The sequence below is a fragment of the Armatimonas sp. genome (genome assembly GCF_964826245.1).
Genome location: NZ_CBAYMC010000101.1, coordinates 1 through 14666 on the forward strand (window position 1 = coordinate 1; position 14666 = coordinate 14666).

Here is a 14666-nt window from a genome sequence, read left to right on the forward strand (position 1 = left end):
AAGCGCGGATGGAAAAGAGAAACCCCGGCACGCCTCTTGACCTGGAGTGGGTCGCCGCCACGCAAGTGAACCGCCCCGCCGTCGAGCGGCGTGTGGCCAGCCTTCCGGGCCGTCGTAGCGTTAAAAAAGACTGGCAGGCCGCCTGGCTCCTGCGGGCGATCACCTGCATGGACCTCACCACACTCTCCGGCGACGACACGCCCAGCAATGTGCGACGACTTTGCGCCAAGGCCCGCCAGCCCGTGCGGCAGGATATTCTCGATGCGCTGGAGATGCCCAAGCTCACCGTCGGTGCCGTCTGTGTCTACCACGACATGATCGCTCCCGCCGTGGACGCGCTCGCGGGCTCCGGTATCCCCGTCGCCGCCGTCTCCACCGGCTTCCCCGCCGGGCTCTCCCCGTTTCACCTGCGCCTCGCCGAGATCCGCGAGTCCGTGAAAGCGGGAGCGCAAGAGATAGACATCGTCCTCTCGCGCCGCAAAGTCCTGCTCGGCGACTGGCAAGGCGTCTACGAAGAAGTACAAGCCTTCCGCGAAGCCTGCGGCGACGCCCACCTCAAGACCATTCTTGCCACGGGCGAGCTTGGGACGCTCACCAATGTCGCGAGGGCGAGCCTGGTCTGCATGATGGCGGGCGCGGACTTCATCAAGACCAGCACCGGCAAAGAGCCCACCAACGCGACCCTGGGCAACAGCCTCATCATGGCCCGCCAGATCCGAGACTTCCACGAGCGCACCGGCCATGTTGTCGGCTTCAAGCCCGCCGGAGGAATCCGCACCGCCAAACAGTCTCTTGATGGCCTGATCCTCATGAAAGAAGAGCTCGGCGTGGAGTGGACCAAACCCAACCGCTACCGAATCGGCGCCTCCTCGCTCCTCTCCGACATCGAACGCCAATTGGAACACCATATTACCGGCCGCTACGCCGCCTACAACCGCCACCCGATGGGATGAGAACGGGCGCATAAATGGGCCCGCTGTTGCGGCAAGACCCATGAATGGGCCTGGGGAGTTTTATGAAATGGCAAAGTCAGATCGTGGGTTAGCGATAGTTTTTTTGGTGTGATCGTTGCCAGAAAATCGTAGAAGATAATAACAATCATCATCATGATGAGCAGTGCGGCGGATGCCAGATGTACGACCAAATCGACAGTGACTTCGGATTTTGCACAAACCGGAAGTCTGTATTTCTCGGACGTCGAATGTTTGAACACGACACTTGTAGCCAGCATATTTACGGCGAATGGGCCTGAGCGGGCTTTAGCCTGCTTGCCGCAACAGCGGGCCGCTTTAGCCGCCCGCTGACAACGGCGCACCGCCACCCGATGGCGTAAAGTATTGCCATGCGCATTACCATCGAACTAACCAGGGTGTGGTAGAGGCAACAACAGATGGGTATACTCAGGGCGATATGACCGATAGTGATGTTCTTCAGATTTTCCGTGAGAGCGGTGCACTGCTCACCGGGCACTTTGTGCTTACCAGTGGCCGCCACTCCGACACGTACTTTGAGAAGTTCCATGTCCTGCGCTACCCGCAGCATGTGGAAACGCTGTGTCAAGTGCTCGCGGAGCGCTGCGCCGCAACCAAGCCCGATGTGGTGCTTGGCCCTACCACGCTGGGAATCTTACTCGCCTATGAAGTGGCCAAGCAGCTGGGGGTGACCGCGGCTTATGGTGAGAAGGGCGAGGGTGGCAAGCGCATGCTCCGCCGCCCGGAGCATTTAGTGGCAGGCCAGCGCGTGTTAGTGGTGGATGATGTACTCACCACCGGCGGCTCGATCCGAGAGTGTATGGAGCTGGTAGAGAGCGTGGGGGCGACTCTCTGTGGCGTAGGCGTGGTCGTGGATCGCAGCGGTGGCAAGCTAGACTTTGGCGCACCGCTGGCCGCGACTCTCTCCATCAATGCCGTCAGCTACGCCGAAGACGAGCTACCCGCGGAGCTCGCTGCCGTTCCCATTACGCGTCCCGGCTCAACCGGCAAGAAGTAAGCCGCCCCCCTAGCCCCCGCCGGGTACCCTCTGGGTGGGGGGAATCACTGGTAGCTCTTCCTGGACGTTCACGGGCCGCCGCTGCGCGATGGAGCGGCGCAGGGCGGCCTCGAACTGGAGCTCCTCTAGCCCGGCAAGGCCCGAAATGGGCGGTGGGGTTGCCTGGCGAATTGAATCCAGATAGGCCGCCAGTGACTTCTCAAACGACACCCGGTACTGGTCCCAGCGCGAGTGGTTCCCCATCAGCCCGTAAGTCTCTTTGTAGCGCGTCGCGTGGTCGTAGATCTCCAGCGGCCCATCGAGATCGGAGAAGTGCAGGCTCCCACGCTCGAAGCTAAAGTGCAGCTCGTAGAGCGAGTGGTCAAACTTGGTGCCACTGGTGCCTAGAATGGTGCCCGTCGCGCCGCTCTCCAGCCGAAACGCTCCACTGACATCCACTGCGCCCTGGTACTCCGCTGTCCCGGCAAGCGCCGTGATTTCGATAGCCCGCCCGCCGAAGAGATTGAGCAGGTCAATACAGTGGCTCCAGCAGGCGTAGTTCACGAGAAGCGTGGCCTGGGTCAGCCTGCCAAAATCGCGCTCTGCCAGGATCTTCTGCGCCCGCTGTGTCTGCTCAAAGAAGCGGTAGTTAAAGACCATCGCGGTCGCATGGCCCTGCGCTTCGGCGCGTTGTAGCAGCGAGCGTGCGAGCAGAAAGTCGTCCTCGCTGACATTGGCTTGGCCGTTTTTGGCAACCAGTGGCTTCTCAAAAAAGAGGCGCTTGGGCTTGCCTGCCAAGAGCGCCTCAATCGCCTCAGCACGCTGTGTCTCGTGGGTGAGCACCAACACGGCATCAGGCTCGTCGGCGAGTAAGGCTTCGATAGAGGCAAAAGCTTGGCCACCAAAGTCGCGGGCGCAGGCTTCGGCTTTCTCAAGCGTGCGCGAGAAGTAGCTGAGCGTCACATCGGGCTGCTTGCTCAAATACGGAAGATAGTTATTGCGGGCGACCTTGCCCGTGCCCACAATGGCAATCTTAAGAGACATGGGAAAACTTTACCATAAAAAATAATAGTAACAACTGGAACTATTCTGATTCGATACTTGTATTCTTGTGCGGAGGTAGATTTTACAATGCCATTTTTTCAGCTAGACCCCACGGGCACTTGGACCGTGGATGCCGCACACAGCGAGATTGGGTTCGCCGTGCGCCACCTGGGCGCGGGCAAGACCCGTGGAAAGTTCACGGACTTCACGGGAACTGTCATCGCCGATCCCAAGAACCTCGCCAAGTCGTCGGTGAGCTTTACGGTGCAGGCTAAGAGTGTGGACACCGCCAACGAGGCCCGTGACAAGCACCTGCGCAGCGGGGATTTCTTTGATGTCGAGAAGTTCCCCACCCTGAGCTTTGTCAGCACCAAGGTCGAGAAGGCAGGCGCGGACTACAAGGCCACCGGCAAGCTCACCATCCACGGCGTCACCAAGGTCATCAGCTTCCCCTTCACCGTCTCCAAGCCCGTCAAGGGCATGCAGAAAGAGACCCGCGCGGGGGTCGAGGCACGCTTTGCGATCAACCGCAAGGACTTTGGCCTTAGCTGGAACGCACTGGTCGAGGGCACGCAAGTGGTCGGCGAGCAGGTTGAGATCAGCCTCGATCTCGAAGGCGTCAAGAAGTAGCGCTCCCGCCCCGTGAACGGGGCGTGTCGTAGCGTTTCACACTGGAAAGCCCGTGCCAGGCTACCGAATCTAATAGCCCGGCACGGGCTTTGCGGCTGAGGAACGAAGCCACTGGAGACGCCTGATTTTATGGGGCGGCTCAGAGGCGAGGCGACACGCGATACAATAGAGGTCTATGTCTGTTCCTCAGGATCGTATCCGAAACTTTTGTATCATCGCTCACGTGGACCACGGCAAGTCCACGCTCGCCGACCGGCTGCTGGAGTTTACCGGCACTGTCAATAAGCGCGACATGCAGGCGCAGCTTCTCGACCAGATGGATATCGAGCGCGAGCGCGGCATCACGATCAAGATGGCTGCTGTGCGCATGGCCTACACCGCCAAAGATGGGCTGGAGTACGAGCTCAATCTGATCGATACGCCCGGCCACGTGGACTTTACCTACGAAGTGTCACGGTCTCTCAATGCCTGTGAAGGTGCGCTATTAGTGGTGGATGCCGCGCAGGGTGTCGAGGCGCAGACCCTGGCCAATGCGAACCTGGCGATGAGTGCGAACCTAGAGATCATCCCGGTCATCAATAAGATTGACCTGCCCGCCGCCGACCCAGATCGCGTGGCAGAGGAGATCGAGAACCTCCTGATGATTGACGCCACGGAGGCGATTCCGTGCAGCGCCAAAGAGGGAATCGGGATCGAGGAGATCTTGGAGGCCGTGGTGCAGAAAGTGCCACCGCCGACGGGTGATCCTGAGAAGCCGCTACGTGCGCTGGTCTTTGACAGCCACTACGACGGCTACTTAGGCGTGGTGGCCTACGTTCGTATCGTGGACGGCACCCTCAAGGCGGGTGACAAGGTGCACTTTATCGCCACCAACAAGGAGTTCCCGGTCAGCGAAGTGGGGACATTTGCACCGCGCATGAAACCTGCCGAGCTACTACGCGCCGGGGGCACAGGCTATTTTCACGCAGCGATCAAGTCCGTCACCGATGCCCGCGTCGGCGACACGATCACGGTCGCCGGGCGTGAGGGCAAGGGAGTCGAGGCGCTTCCAGGCTACCGTCCCGCCAAGCCGATGGTCTTCTGTGGCCTCTACCCGATGGACTCCAACGACTTCCCCAATCTCCGAGAAGCACTCGCCAAGATGCAGCTCAACGACGCGGCACTCAGCTTTGAGGCCGAGAGTAGCGCCGCGATGGGCTTTGGCTTCCGCTGTGGCTTTCTGGGGCTTCTGCACATGGAGATTGTCCAAGAGCGGCTAGAGCGCGAGTTCAATCTCTCCCTGCTCTGCACCGCCCCGAGCGTCATCTACCATGTCTACAAGACCGATGGCACCATGCAGGTCATTGACAATCCCGCCAACTGGCCCGAGACCACCAGCATCGAGCGCATTGAGGAGCCGTATGTCGAGGCGATGGTGATTGTCCCCACCGACTACGTGGGAGCCGTGATGGACATGGGCCGTGACCGGCGTGGGATCATGGGGACGATGGAGTATCCTGCTCCAAATCGCGTGATGATGCACTACAAGCTCCCCCTCGCCGAGATCATCATGGACTTCTTCGATCAGCTCAAGAGCCGCACGAAAGGCTACGCCAGCTTCGACTACGAGCTCTCCGACTACGGTGTCAGCAACTTAGTAAAAGTAGATGTCCAGGTCAACTCCGAGCCCGTGGACGCGCTGAGCTTTATCGCCCACCGCGACAAAGCCTATCCGCGCGGTAAGCTACTGGTCGAGAAGCTCAAAGAAATTCTCCCACGTCAGATGTTTGAGATCAAGCTCCAGGCCGCGATTGGGGGCAAGATCATCGCCGCAGAGCGCGTCTCCGCGATGCGTAAGAACGTCATTGCCAAGTGCTACGGCGGCGATATCTCCCGAAAGCGCAAGCTACTCGAAAAGCAAAAAGAGGGCAAGAAACGCATGAAGCAGTTCGGCAATGTCGAGATTCCGCAAGAGGCGTTCATGTCCGTGCTCAAGCTGGGAGATTAGTCGTGATAGTGGGCCACTAAGATGGCCCGGCTTTTTGTGCTGTGCTTGATCGTCGGTGGTGTGCTGTTGTGGTTGGGGATGCGGCGCTTCAAGACATCGCAACAGCAGGGTGTGCTCTTGATCTTGGTTGGGGTGCTGCTCAATGTCTGGTGGCTGGCATTTTTGGTAATGGACAGTTTAAAAACAGGTGCCCGGTGGCGCGAACGCAAGGACAAATGAGATAAGTCTGATCGCCCTTATTACGCTTCTAGTAGGAGCGGGACTTTTTGTGGCGGCATTTCGGCGCTTCAAGCAAGCTCCTGCGCAAGCGATGGGAATGATCCTCGGGGCGCTTCTGATCAGCTCCTAGTGGATCGCGATTGCCGAGATGGCCTTCTACAAATTTGTCATTCTCAAGCAAGACACGTAATAAACCCGCCGGTTGAAATCGGCGTCTAGAGGCGCAAGCGCCAAAAAGCCCGGCCCGGGCTACCGAATTTAGTCGCGGAGCGACTTTGTGGCCGAAGGCCCTCAGACGCCGATTTCAACCGGCGGATACATAAGCGGTTACAATAGAGCATGGATGCTTTTTTGACGACGCCGGATAAGAAGAACTTGCTGACGAAGCTGCCGCCCTTGCGCTGGGAGGGCGGCGGGGTGGGGTTGCCTGAGATCTTGGTGGAGAGCGAGCACAAGCTCCAGCCGTTTCTCGGGGTAGGAGCCGCGCTCAAGGCGCTCTTTAACAGCAAGACGGGCAATGGCTTTGCGGTGCTGCGCCTCTGCATCGGGGCTTCGGACTTCAACCACGACGGCAGCTACACCTCCTGCGACACGCCCGACCCGACTCTGGCGGCGTTCTCCATAGAGCGGGAGCTGCGCTTTCTGATTCCCCTGCTCAAGGAGATCAAGAAAATCCAGCCCAAATTAACCCTGATCGCCTCGCCGTGAAGCGCCCCCGCGTGGATGAAAACCAGCACCTACGCACAGTATCTCGTCAAGTACCTTAAGGCCATGGCAGCCGAGGGGATCTCTATCGCCTACCTCACACCCCAGAACGAGCTGCGCCACGAGAGCGACAAGTATCCCACCCTGCGCTAGAAAACGTAGGTAAAATGCTCAAATGAAACCAGGACTACCCAGAATATTACTCCTTGCTCTACTGGCAGGCTGTACCAGATCCAATACGTTATCGGGGCCGCCTCTCTACTTCCGGGATGTGACTGCCCTATCCGGGCTTGACTACCGCTGGACTCCCCCCCAAAAATCGCCTCTGAACTTGCGTGAGACCCTAGGCAATGGGGCAGCATTTTTCGACATGGACCGTGATGGAAACTTGGATATCCTTCTGGTGGGTAACCCTTGCAAGCTCTTTCGTGGTGATGGGAAGGGCAAGTTTACGCCAGCCGACTTCCCGACGCATACGGGGGAGCTCTCCGGAGCTGCCGTGGGCGACTACGACCACGACGGGTATCCCGATCTCTACCTCACGGCTTTTGCGGGAGGTGCCTTGCTCCACAACGAGAATGGTACGGGGTTTACGAATGTCAGCGCCCGCTCAGGGGTGACGCCTCAGCCTTGGGGGACAGCGGCAACCTGGGTGGAGACGGCTCCCGGCTCGGGGCGGCTGGATCTCTTCGTGGCAAACTATGTTGATTTCTCCCCAGAGCGTGGTGCGCGCCTGCTCTGCGATACCCGGGATGGGCAGGGAAAGATCGTACTGGCCGCTTGTGGCCCACGTGAGTACCCCCCTCTCCCCGCCGCGTTTTTCCAGAACCAGGGAAGGGGACGCTTTACCGACTCTTCCGTGAGCCATCAGGTAAAGTCTCAGACACGGGGGCGAGGGCTAGGAGTGGCAGCGGCAGATTTCAGTGGCTCAGGTAAGCAAGCGATTGCTTTTGCCAACGATGAGTCTCCTGGCGATCTACTGGTTTCCACGGGAAGCAGCTTTGTCAACCAAGCCGATGCTCTCGGGCTTGCTTACGACTCCAATGCACGACTTCATGCCGGGATGGGCCTAGACTGGGGCGATTATAATAACGATGGCTGGCTAGATCTGGTAGTCACTACGTTCCGCAATGAGCCCAACTCGCTCTACCAAAGCGAGCAAGGTAAGTTTTTTAAGGATCTGAGCTACATCGCGGGGCTAGGGGCGAGCACGGAGCCTTATGTGGCATTTGGCTGTCGGTTCTTCGATTTTGACAACGATGGCTGGCTAGATCTGGCCTTCACCAACGGCCATATCCAGGACAATGTCCAAAAGCTTGATGCGAACACGACCTACCAACAGCCTAGCCAGCTCTTTCACAATCAGAGCGGCCGCTTCTCAGAAATTAGCCAGAGGGCTGGCCCTGCCTTTACCAAGCCCATCCTGGGACGTGGTCTCGCCACAGGTGACTATGACAATGATGGAGCCATCGATTTGCTTCTCGTCGACTCACAGGCAACCCCACTCCTGCTCCATAATGAGGCACCAAAGCGAGGACACTGGCTCGGGCTGGCTCTCGAAGGAACCAAGAGCAATACAGCTGGCTACGGTGCGGTCGTGACAGTAACTCTCCCCGGTGGGAAGACCATAGTGCGCCACTGTCACGCCGATGGCTCCTACCTCTCCAGCTCGGACCCTCGGGTGCATTTTGGGCTTGGGAGCGCCTCGGCGGTGGAGAAGCTGGTGATCCGCTGGCCCTCAGGTACTGTGCAGACGGTTGCTCGGCCCCTTGTGGATCGCTACTTGCCCGTGCGTGAGCCGAGCTGACGTTTTAGCTCGGCCTGCTCCAGCGTCGCCCGTGCCAGCTCACCATTGGCCAAGCACCAGCGGATCAGCTCTTGGCGCCGGGCGGTATTCTCTGGCTGCATCGCTACCCGGCTCACCAGACGATCCCGCATCTCGCGGTGTTCCTGGAGCTTACGATGTACGTTAATCATGGCCTCGCCACGCTCTTTTTGCCCACGCCGCACCAGCACTTGCCCCAGCTGAACCCGCAGGCCCTCTAGCTCGGGGGCACGTGCCAGCGCGGTGCTAAGAGCCTGCTCTGCCCCCGCATCATCGCCGCGTGCCACCCGTAAGTTTCCTAGTAGAAAGAGCGCACCTGGGTCATCGGGCGAGGCTTGCAGGCACTTCGTGAGCCACGTCTCCATCTCAGAGTAGCGCTCCTGGGTGTTGCCAATCCCCCGCCGTGCCTCCTCCCAGGCGATCTGGGCTCTCTGGAGCAAGCCCGGTGGAGCATTGGGGGCGAAGCGATCTGCCTCGACCAGAAGTGCTCGGGCTTCGCCGTAGCGTTGCTGGCGGATAAGATTGCTGGCGAGCTCTCCCATAATCCCAGGGTTCTGTGGCTCAAGTGAGAGTGCCTCACGACGCTCCGCCTCGCCCTCACGCTGGTGTAGCTCACGCTCTAAAAACCGTGCCAGAGCGAGATGCACCTGCACCGCATTGGGGGCAAGGTCACGTGCAGCACGAAGATGCTCTCCGGCAGGCTGTGAGTAGCCCAAGTCTTGTTCAAGCTGGCCCAGATGTAGCAGTGCGGTGGCGGACTTTGGGTTCAGGGTCACCGCCTGCCGAGAGAGTCGAAGTGCCCCCTCGAGCACTCCAAGCCGGTAGTAGAAGCCCGCTAACAGATCGCTCAAGTCCGAGGAGCTTAGGGCCTTAGGTTCAAGTGCCTTGGCAAGCCCCTGCGCCTTGAGGGTCTGTCCTGCCTGAAAAGCCGCCTGAAGCTCCTGAATCTTTGGAGTGAGCTCCGCAGGCATGTCCCCCGTGTACAGCAGCTCTGTTGCCATTCGGGGAGCGGGTGAGGGAGAAGAGGGCTTCGTGGCAGGCGGTGCAACAGAGCAACCTACAAGTACCAGGAGAAAGCTTACCCGAAGTCGTAACATGGTGCGTGCATCCTACAGGAGAGGGATTTATCTGTCAAGCTAGCGCGGCCATACACGGTGACAATAAAGCCGTGCAACAACCGTATGCAAACGCCCACCACAAAGCAGCTCATCAACGCCATCAAGAAAGACGACAGAGCGGCAGTAACACGGCTTTTGGAGCAAGAAGGGGGCAAATGTCAACGGGCGAGGGCTTTCTGACGGAACAGCGCTCCTTGAGGCGAACGGCGGAGGAGCTTTTTGCGTTTCCCAGCGACTGGCACTACGAGCTTGTCCAGGGGAAGCTCAGGAGCTTAAATATGCCCGCTGGTGCAAGTTGGTGCTCGAAACCCGCTCTCCCAACGACCGTACCCGTGAGATCTCGGAGAAAGTGCGGGAGTGGCTGGAGGTGGGCGTACAAATCGTGCTGGAGCTAAACCCTGCCAAGCAAGTTTTGATGGTCTACCGACCCGATGCCGACCCGGAGCTACTGACACGCGAGGCCGTCTTCGACGGCGGCACGACCTTGCCAGGCTTTACACTCTCCCTAACGCAACTCTTCCCCGTCGAGTAGAATAGAGCTACTATGACAGAGAACGCATTTGGTCTGGGCTTCACCGACCGCACGCTCACCGAGCCGGAGGTGGCGCAGATTGTGGCGCAGGCACTGGCTCCGCTGGAGCTTAAAGGCAAGCGCCTCTTGCTGATCATCCCCGATGCCACGCGCACCGCGCCGGTCGGCTGGCTCTTTCGGGAGATCTACGCCCAGACGCATGCCGCCGGAGCGCACCTCGACATCATGATTGCGCTGGGAACGCACCGCGCGATGACGGAAGACGAGATCTGCCAGCGGCTGGAGATCACGCTAGAGCAGCGCCGCGAAACCTACAGCTCAGTGGCATTTTTGAACCACGCCTGGGACGATCCAGACGCACTGGCGTCTCTAGGAACGATCCCCAGCGAGGAGATCGCCACACTCTCGAATGGCCTCTTTGCGATGGACGTGCCGGTGCGCATCAACAAGATCATCTACGACTACGACCGGCTGATGATCCTCGGGCCGGTCTTTCCGCACGAGGTCGTGGGCTTCTCGGGGGGCAATAAGTATCTCTTTCCGGGCATCTCCGGCCCGGAGGTGCTGAACTTTTTCCACTGGCTCGGGGCGGTGATTAGCAACCCGCTGATTATTGGGCACAAGTGGACTCCGGTGCGCAAAGTCGTGGATCGGGCTGCCGCGATGGTGCCGACTCCCCGCACGGCGTTCTGTATGGTGGTCGAGAAGGGAATGCTGGCCGGGCTCTACGCGGGCTCGCCGGAAGCGGCCTGGGACGCGGCTTCCGACCTGAGCGACCAGCTCCATATCACCTACATGCCCCGCGCGTTTCACACGGTTCTTTCCTGCGCCCCGCCCATGTACGACGAGCTCTGGGTGGGGGGAAAGTGCATGTACAAGCTAGAGCCCGTGGTCGCCGATGGGGGCGAGCTGATCATCTACGCCCCCCATATCCACGAGATCTCCGTCACCCACGGCGAGCATATCGAGCGCCTCGGCTACCACGTGAGAGACTATTTTCTTGCCCACTGGGACAAATTCAAAGACGAGCCGTGGGGCACGATGGCCCACTGCGTCCATGTGAAAGGCGTCGGCACCTACGAAAACGGCGTCGAAACCCCGCGGGTAACTGTGACGCTGGCCACCGGCATCCCCGAAGATGTCTGTAAGAAGATCAACCTCGGCTACCGCGACTGGCGCACGATCAATGTCGACGACTACAAAGACCGCGAGGACGAAGGAATTCTCTACGTCCCCAAAGCCGGCGAGATGCTCTACCGGGTCAAGGCAGCGCCTTAAGAAGCTCCTCCCGCTCCTCAGGCGTTCCCAGAATCAGAAGATGAGTCAGGGGCTGTTGAGGCTCTGGTTCGTAGGCCAGAAATAGATTGACATACCGGCCACACTCAGCGAGAGCGTTGCGCACCACCCGATTCGTCACCCGTGAGTGTGCTAGCTCAAGAAGCTGAGCCGTGAAGCTGTCGGTTACATCAGTCATTGGATGGCCACCAATAGAGAACCTTTGTGGCCCTTCTTGGTAGAGAATAGAAATGGGCATTCCATCCAGCATGCCAATTCTTTCTGGCTTCTTGGTGTAGGCTTGCTGAAACTGGCCAACGAGAGCTTTAAATTCCTCTGATGCAAGTGACACCGTCTCCATTGTTCTGGATAGGCGACAGAAGCGCCCCTCGCGCCAAAACTGGCTCTGTAGCGCAACAACCTGAAGCTCACTGGGACTGGCTGTGAGACAGACCTCGGGGTGAAACGACGGCTTGCAGAGCATGCGAATCCCGGTGCTCTCTTCCGCAAGCTCGAACCCAGGAAGCCCCATCACCTGACAGATGTTCTCGTCGGTGTAGTCCTCTGGACTCATAGATTGTTGGAAGAAGTGCATATTCAAATTATAGGCTATCCAATCACAGTCAGATAATCCCGGCCGTAGGGGCCGTTCTCTAGCTCACGAATCAGCACGCTTGGCAGGTCTCGCTTGTACTCGGTAAAGCACGCGGAGCAGCCTAGCGCAATCGCGGCGACGGAGTCGGTGTCTCCCGTGAAGGCAATGGCGGCGCGGAGCAAGTCGGACTGCTTGCGGCAGGCGAGGAGCGCGGTAAGAGCGGCGCGGACGGTGGCGATTCCATGGAGCGGAACCTCGCCGTGCCAGGGCTGGCTCCAAGGCGTTCCGGGGACGTGTTGTTCTAAGAACGCCGCCAGCTCGCTCAGCTTGCCGAGCCGCCTCAGGCCAAAGTGCGCCATCAGTCCCACGGCCTGCGACGAGGCAATCCCGCCCGATGTGTTGTGCGTAATAGCCGCCTGAATCTTCGCGTAGGCTTTGACTTTGGTGATGCTTGGCAAGAGGCCCAGCGGCACGGAGCGCATCGCCGCGCCGTTGCGGTCGCTTTCTGGCTTGAGCTTCTCCAGCAGCTCCGTGCCGTTCTTGCACGACTTCAAGACCCCCTCAAAGCCGCGGGCATAGCCAGGGCGCGGGTCGCGGTGGTAGACAGCGACAAACCTATCGGCGAGGTAGCGCGGCGTAAACGGCTCCCCGAGGCGCACGGCCTCCCAGATCGCCAGCGTCATCTGTGTATCGTCGGTGTAGTGCCCCGGCGTGAACCCAGCCCGCTTGCGGTAGTGCTTGCCGTCGTTTTCACGCTCGACTACCTCGGGGGTCTCAAACTCAAAGCCCGCACCGTAGGCATCTCCGACCGCAATCGAGAGAAGTAGGCGCGGGCTTGTCTTGGCATCGCTCATAATAGTGTCATCATAACACACAACGCGCGATTAGGGAAGTGTATTGCCCGCCGCTCGGTAGATCTCGTACCACTGAGGCCGGGTCAGCGCCACGCCTGAGGCAAGCGCGACTTGCTGCACACGCTCCGGGCTGGTGGTGCCGACAACGGGCTGAATCTTGGCGGGGTGGCGCAGAATCCAAGCAATGGCCATGGTTGTGGGAGTGACGCCAAACTCGCTGGCCATCGCTTCCAGAACCTCGTTGAGCTTGGGGAACTTAGGGTTGCCTAAAAACGTCCCCTCGAAGAAGCCGTACTGGAACGGCGACCACGCCTGAACGGTGATCTTCTTGAGGCGGCAGTAGTCCAAAATTCCACCATCGCGATCAATCGAGCGATCAATCTCCATATTCACATTGAGGCCATGGTCAATCATGCCCGTGTTGGTGATAGAGAACTGGAGCTGGTTAGCTTCGAGCTTCATCGGGAGGCTGGCCTGGAGCAGCTCGATCTGGCTGGGGTTGTGGTTGCTGACTCCAAAGTGGAGCACTTTGCCGCTCTGCTTGAGCGTTTCAAACGCCTCCGCCACTTCTTCCGGCTCGACCAGCGCATCGGGGCGGTGGAGAAGGAGAATATCCAAGTAGTCCGTGTCGAGGCGGGTGAGAATCTTGTCCACGGAAGTCAGAATATGCTCCTTGGAGAAGTCGAAGAAGCCACTCCGGATGCCGCACTTGCTCTGGAGAAGCAGCTCGCTACGCTTCAGACCGAGGCGCTTGATCGACGCCGTAAAGACCTCCTCGCTCTTGCCGCCGCCGTAGATATCGGCATGGTCGTAGAAGTTGATCCCAGCCTCCCAGGAGGTGCGCAGGAGCGTGTCCACCGCGTCGGGAGCCATGCCCGCGATTCGCATACAGCCCAAAGAAATCTCGGAAGCGCTGACAGAGCTGGTTCCGATCATGAGTCGTTTCATCGTCATGGAGCCAGTATACCGGAGTGGTGCGAGCGGCGGGTACAATACCCGCAAATGGCTAAAACACTCGTTCTCCTCGACGGCAACTCGCTGCTTTTCCGGGGCTTTTTTGCGGTGCGCTCGCTCACCAACTCCAAGGGGCTGCCCACCAACGCGCTCTTTGGCTTCACGCAGATGCTGCTAGGCGTGACCGAGAAACATGCGCCCGATCTGATGTTCTGCGCCTGGGACACGCACGAGCCGACGTTTCGCCACGAGCTGTTCACGGAGTACAAGGGGACGCGCCAAGACACGCCCGATGATCTCATTCAGCAGGGACCGTATGCGCGGCGCCTCGCCGATGTCTTTCGGGCGATCTCGCTGGAAGCGCCGGGCTACGAAGCCGACGATATTATCGGGACGCTCGCCACGCAAGGCAAGGCAGCGGGCTACGACGTGCTGATTGTCAGCGGCGACTCGGACATGCTCCAGCTTGTCCAGCCGGGCATTCAAGTTCTCACCACCATTAAGGGCATCACGGACACCGTGCTCTACGATGAGGCTGCGGTTGAGACGCGCTACGGGCTGAAGCCGAGTCAGCTCACAGACTATCGCGCCCTAAAAGGCGACTCTAGCGACAATATCCCCGGCGTCCCCGGCATTGGCGAGAAAACCGCGACAACGCTCTTGCAAGCCTTCCCGACGGTGGAGGAGATCGAGGCGCGGCTGGGTGAAGTGACGCCTGCCCGTATTCAGGAGAAGATTCGGGAGCACTTAGATAAGATGCGCCTCTCCAAAGAGCTGGCGGTGATCCGCAAGGACATTCCCCTCCCCGAGGCAGCCGCGCTCCCGGCTCCCGAAAACTGCCCTGAGTACGCTCCGGACTACGCCGCGATTAAGGTCTTCTTCGATGAGCTGGAGTTCCGCACCCTCGCACGGCGGGTGGAGGCGAAGGCGACGCAACCCTCCTCCGTGAATCCCTCCTCC

General features: G+C 59.5%; 17 protein-coding genes. 11 read left to right on the forward strand and 6 right to left on the reverse strand.

Annotation, left to right across the window (positions count from 1 at the left end):
* The first annotated feature begins 8 nt into the window (after positions 1–8).
* Positions 9–953, forward strand: coding sequence for a deoxyribose-phosphate aldolase (deoC, locus tag AC1XOS_RS11230; RefSeq protein ID WP_481962323.1), 945 nt, complete (start codon positions 9–11; stop codon positions 951–953).
* Here deoC and AC1XOS_RS11235 read toward each other — a convergent pair.
* Entirely contained in the window at positions 929–1321 is a 393-nt protein-coding gene (locus AC1XOS_RS11235; RefSeq protein ID WP_481962309.1) for a hypothetical protein, read from the reverse strand. The genes deoC and AC1XOS_RS11235 overlap by 25 nt on opposite strands.
* An 89-nt stretch (positions 1322–1410) precedes the next feature.
* On the opposite strand from AC1XOS_RS11235, the gene pyrE reads away from it, so the two are divergent.
* Positions 1411–1989 (forward strand): orotate phosphoribosyltransferase, encoded by a 579-nt coding sequence (gene pyrE, locus AC1XOS_RS11240; protein WP_481962310.1) that lies wholly within the window; start codon positions 1411–1413, stop codon positions 1987–1989.
* A 9-nt stretch (positions 1990–1998) separates the two neighbouring features.
* Here the strand turns inward: pyrE and AC1XOS_RS11245 are convergent, their stop codons facing one another.
* Positions 1999–3012, reverse strand: a complete 1014-nt coding sequence (locus AC1XOS_RS11245) for a Gfo/Idh/MocA family protein (RefSeq protein WP_481962311.1) — start codon at positions 3010–3012, stop codon at positions 1999–2001.
* Between the two features lie 87 nt (positions 3013–3099).
* Between AC1XOS_RS11245 and AC1XOS_RS11250 the strand changes: the two genes are divergently transcribed.
* The 6 genes from AC1XOS_RS11250 to AC1XOS_RS11275 all read left to right on the forward strand — a co-directional run bounded on the left by AC1XOS_RS11250 (position 3100) and on the right by AC1XOS_RS11275 (position 8360).
* Positions 3100–3642: a YceI family protein gene (locus AC1XOS_RS11250; RefSeq protein ID WP_481962312.1), complete on the forward strand. Its 543-nt coding sequence runs from the start codon at positions 3100–3102 to the stop codon at positions 3640–3642.
* 175 nt (positions 3643–3817) lie between these two features.
* Positions 3818–5629 carry a translation elongation factor 4 gene (gene lepA / locus AC1XOS_RS11255; protein ID WP_481962313.1) on the forward strand — a complete coding sequence of 604 codons (1812 nt, stop codon included), beginning with the start codon at positions 3818–3820 and terminating at the stop codon, positions 5627–5629.
* A 21-nt stretch (positions 5630–5650) separates the two neighbouring features.
* The gene (locus AC1XOS_RS11260; RefSeq protein WP_481962314.1) at positions 5651–5848 is read left to right on the forward strand and encodes a hypothetical protein; all 198 of its coding nucleotides are present in this window, start codon (positions 5651–5653) and stop codon (positions 5846–5848) included.
* A 339-nt stretch (positions 5849–6187) separates the two neighbouring features.
* On the forward strand, positions 6188–6556 hold the full coding sequence (locus AC1XOS_RS11265; RefSeq protein WP_481962315.1) for a hypothetical protein: 369 nt from the start codon (positions 6188–6190) through the stop codon (positions 6554–6556).
* Positions 6557–6571: 15 nt separating this feature from the next.
* Positions 6572–6706: a hypothetical protein gene (locus AC1XOS_RS11270; RefSeq protein ID WP_481962316.1), complete on the forward strand. Its 135-nt coding sequence runs from the start codon at positions 6572–6574 to the stop codon at positions 6704–6706.
* 118 nt (positions 6707–6824) lie between these two features.
* Positions 6825–8360: a CRTAC1 family protein gene (locus AC1XOS_RS11275; RefSeq protein ID WP_481962317.1), complete on the forward strand. Its 1536-nt coding sequence runs from the start codon at positions 6825–6827 to the stop codon at positions 8358–8360.
* On the opposite strand, the gene AC1XOS_RS11280 is transcribed toward AC1XOS_RS11275, so the two are convergent.
* On the reverse strand, positions 8333–9475 hold the full coding sequence (locus AC1XOS_RS11280; protein ID WP_481962318.1) for a tetratricopeptide repeat protein: 1143 nt from the start codon (positions 9473–9475) through the stop codon (positions 8333–8335). The genes AC1XOS_RS11275 and AC1XOS_RS11280 overlap by 28 nt on opposite strands.
* A 256-nt stretch (positions 9476–9731) precedes the next feature.
* On the opposite strand from AC1XOS_RS11280, the gene AC1XOS_RS11285 reads away from it, so the two are divergent.
* Together AC1XOS_RS11285 and AC1XOS_RS11290 are read left to right on the forward strand one after the other, a co-directional pair.
* Entirely contained in the window at positions 9732–10028 is a 297-nt protein-coding gene (locus tag AC1XOS_RS11285; protein ID WP_481962324.1) for a Uma2 family endonuclease, read from the forward strand.
* A 12-nt stretch (positions 10029–10040) separates the two neighbouring features.
* Positions 10041–11306, forward strand: a complete 1266-nt coding sequence (locus AC1XOS_RS11290) for a lactate racemase domain-containing protein (RefSeq protein WP_481962319.1) — start codon at positions 10041–10043, stop codon at positions 11304–11306.
* Here AC1XOS_RS11290 and AC1XOS_RS11295 read toward each other — a convergent pair.
* The 3 genes from AC1XOS_RS11295 to AC1XOS_RS11305 are packed head-to-tail and all read right to left on the reverse strand — an operon-like array spanning position 11290 to position 13700.
* Positions 11290–11898 (reverse strand): hypothetical protein, encoded by a 609-nt coding sequence (locus AC1XOS_RS11295; RefSeq protein ID WP_481962320.1) that lies wholly within the window; start codon positions 11896–11898, stop codon positions 11290–11292. The two genes, AC1XOS_RS11290 and AC1XOS_RS11295, sit on opposite strands and share 17 nt — an antisense overlap.
* A gap of 14 nt (positions 11899–11912) precedes the next feature.
* A complete protein-coding gene (locus tag AC1XOS_RS11300) occupies positions 11913–12752 on the reverse strand; it encodes an ADP-ribosylglycohydrolase family protein (RefSeq protein ID WP_481962321.1) in 840 nt (279 codons plus the stop codon).
* 30 nt (positions 12753–12782) lie between these two features.
* Positions 12783–13700 carry an aldo/keto reductase gene (locus AC1XOS_RS11305; protein WP_481962325.1) on the reverse strand — a complete coding sequence of 306 codons (918 nt, stop codon included), beginning with the start codon at positions 13698–13700 and terminating at the stop codon, positions 12783–12785.
* Positions 13701–13754: 54 nt separating this feature from the next.
* On the opposite strand from AC1XOS_RS11305, the gene AC1XOS_RS11310 reads away from it, so the two are divergent.
* The coding region (locus tag AC1XOS_RS11310; RefSeq protein ID WP_481962322.1) for a 5'-3' exonuclease at positions 13755–14666 on the forward strand (912 nt) is incomplete at its 3' end.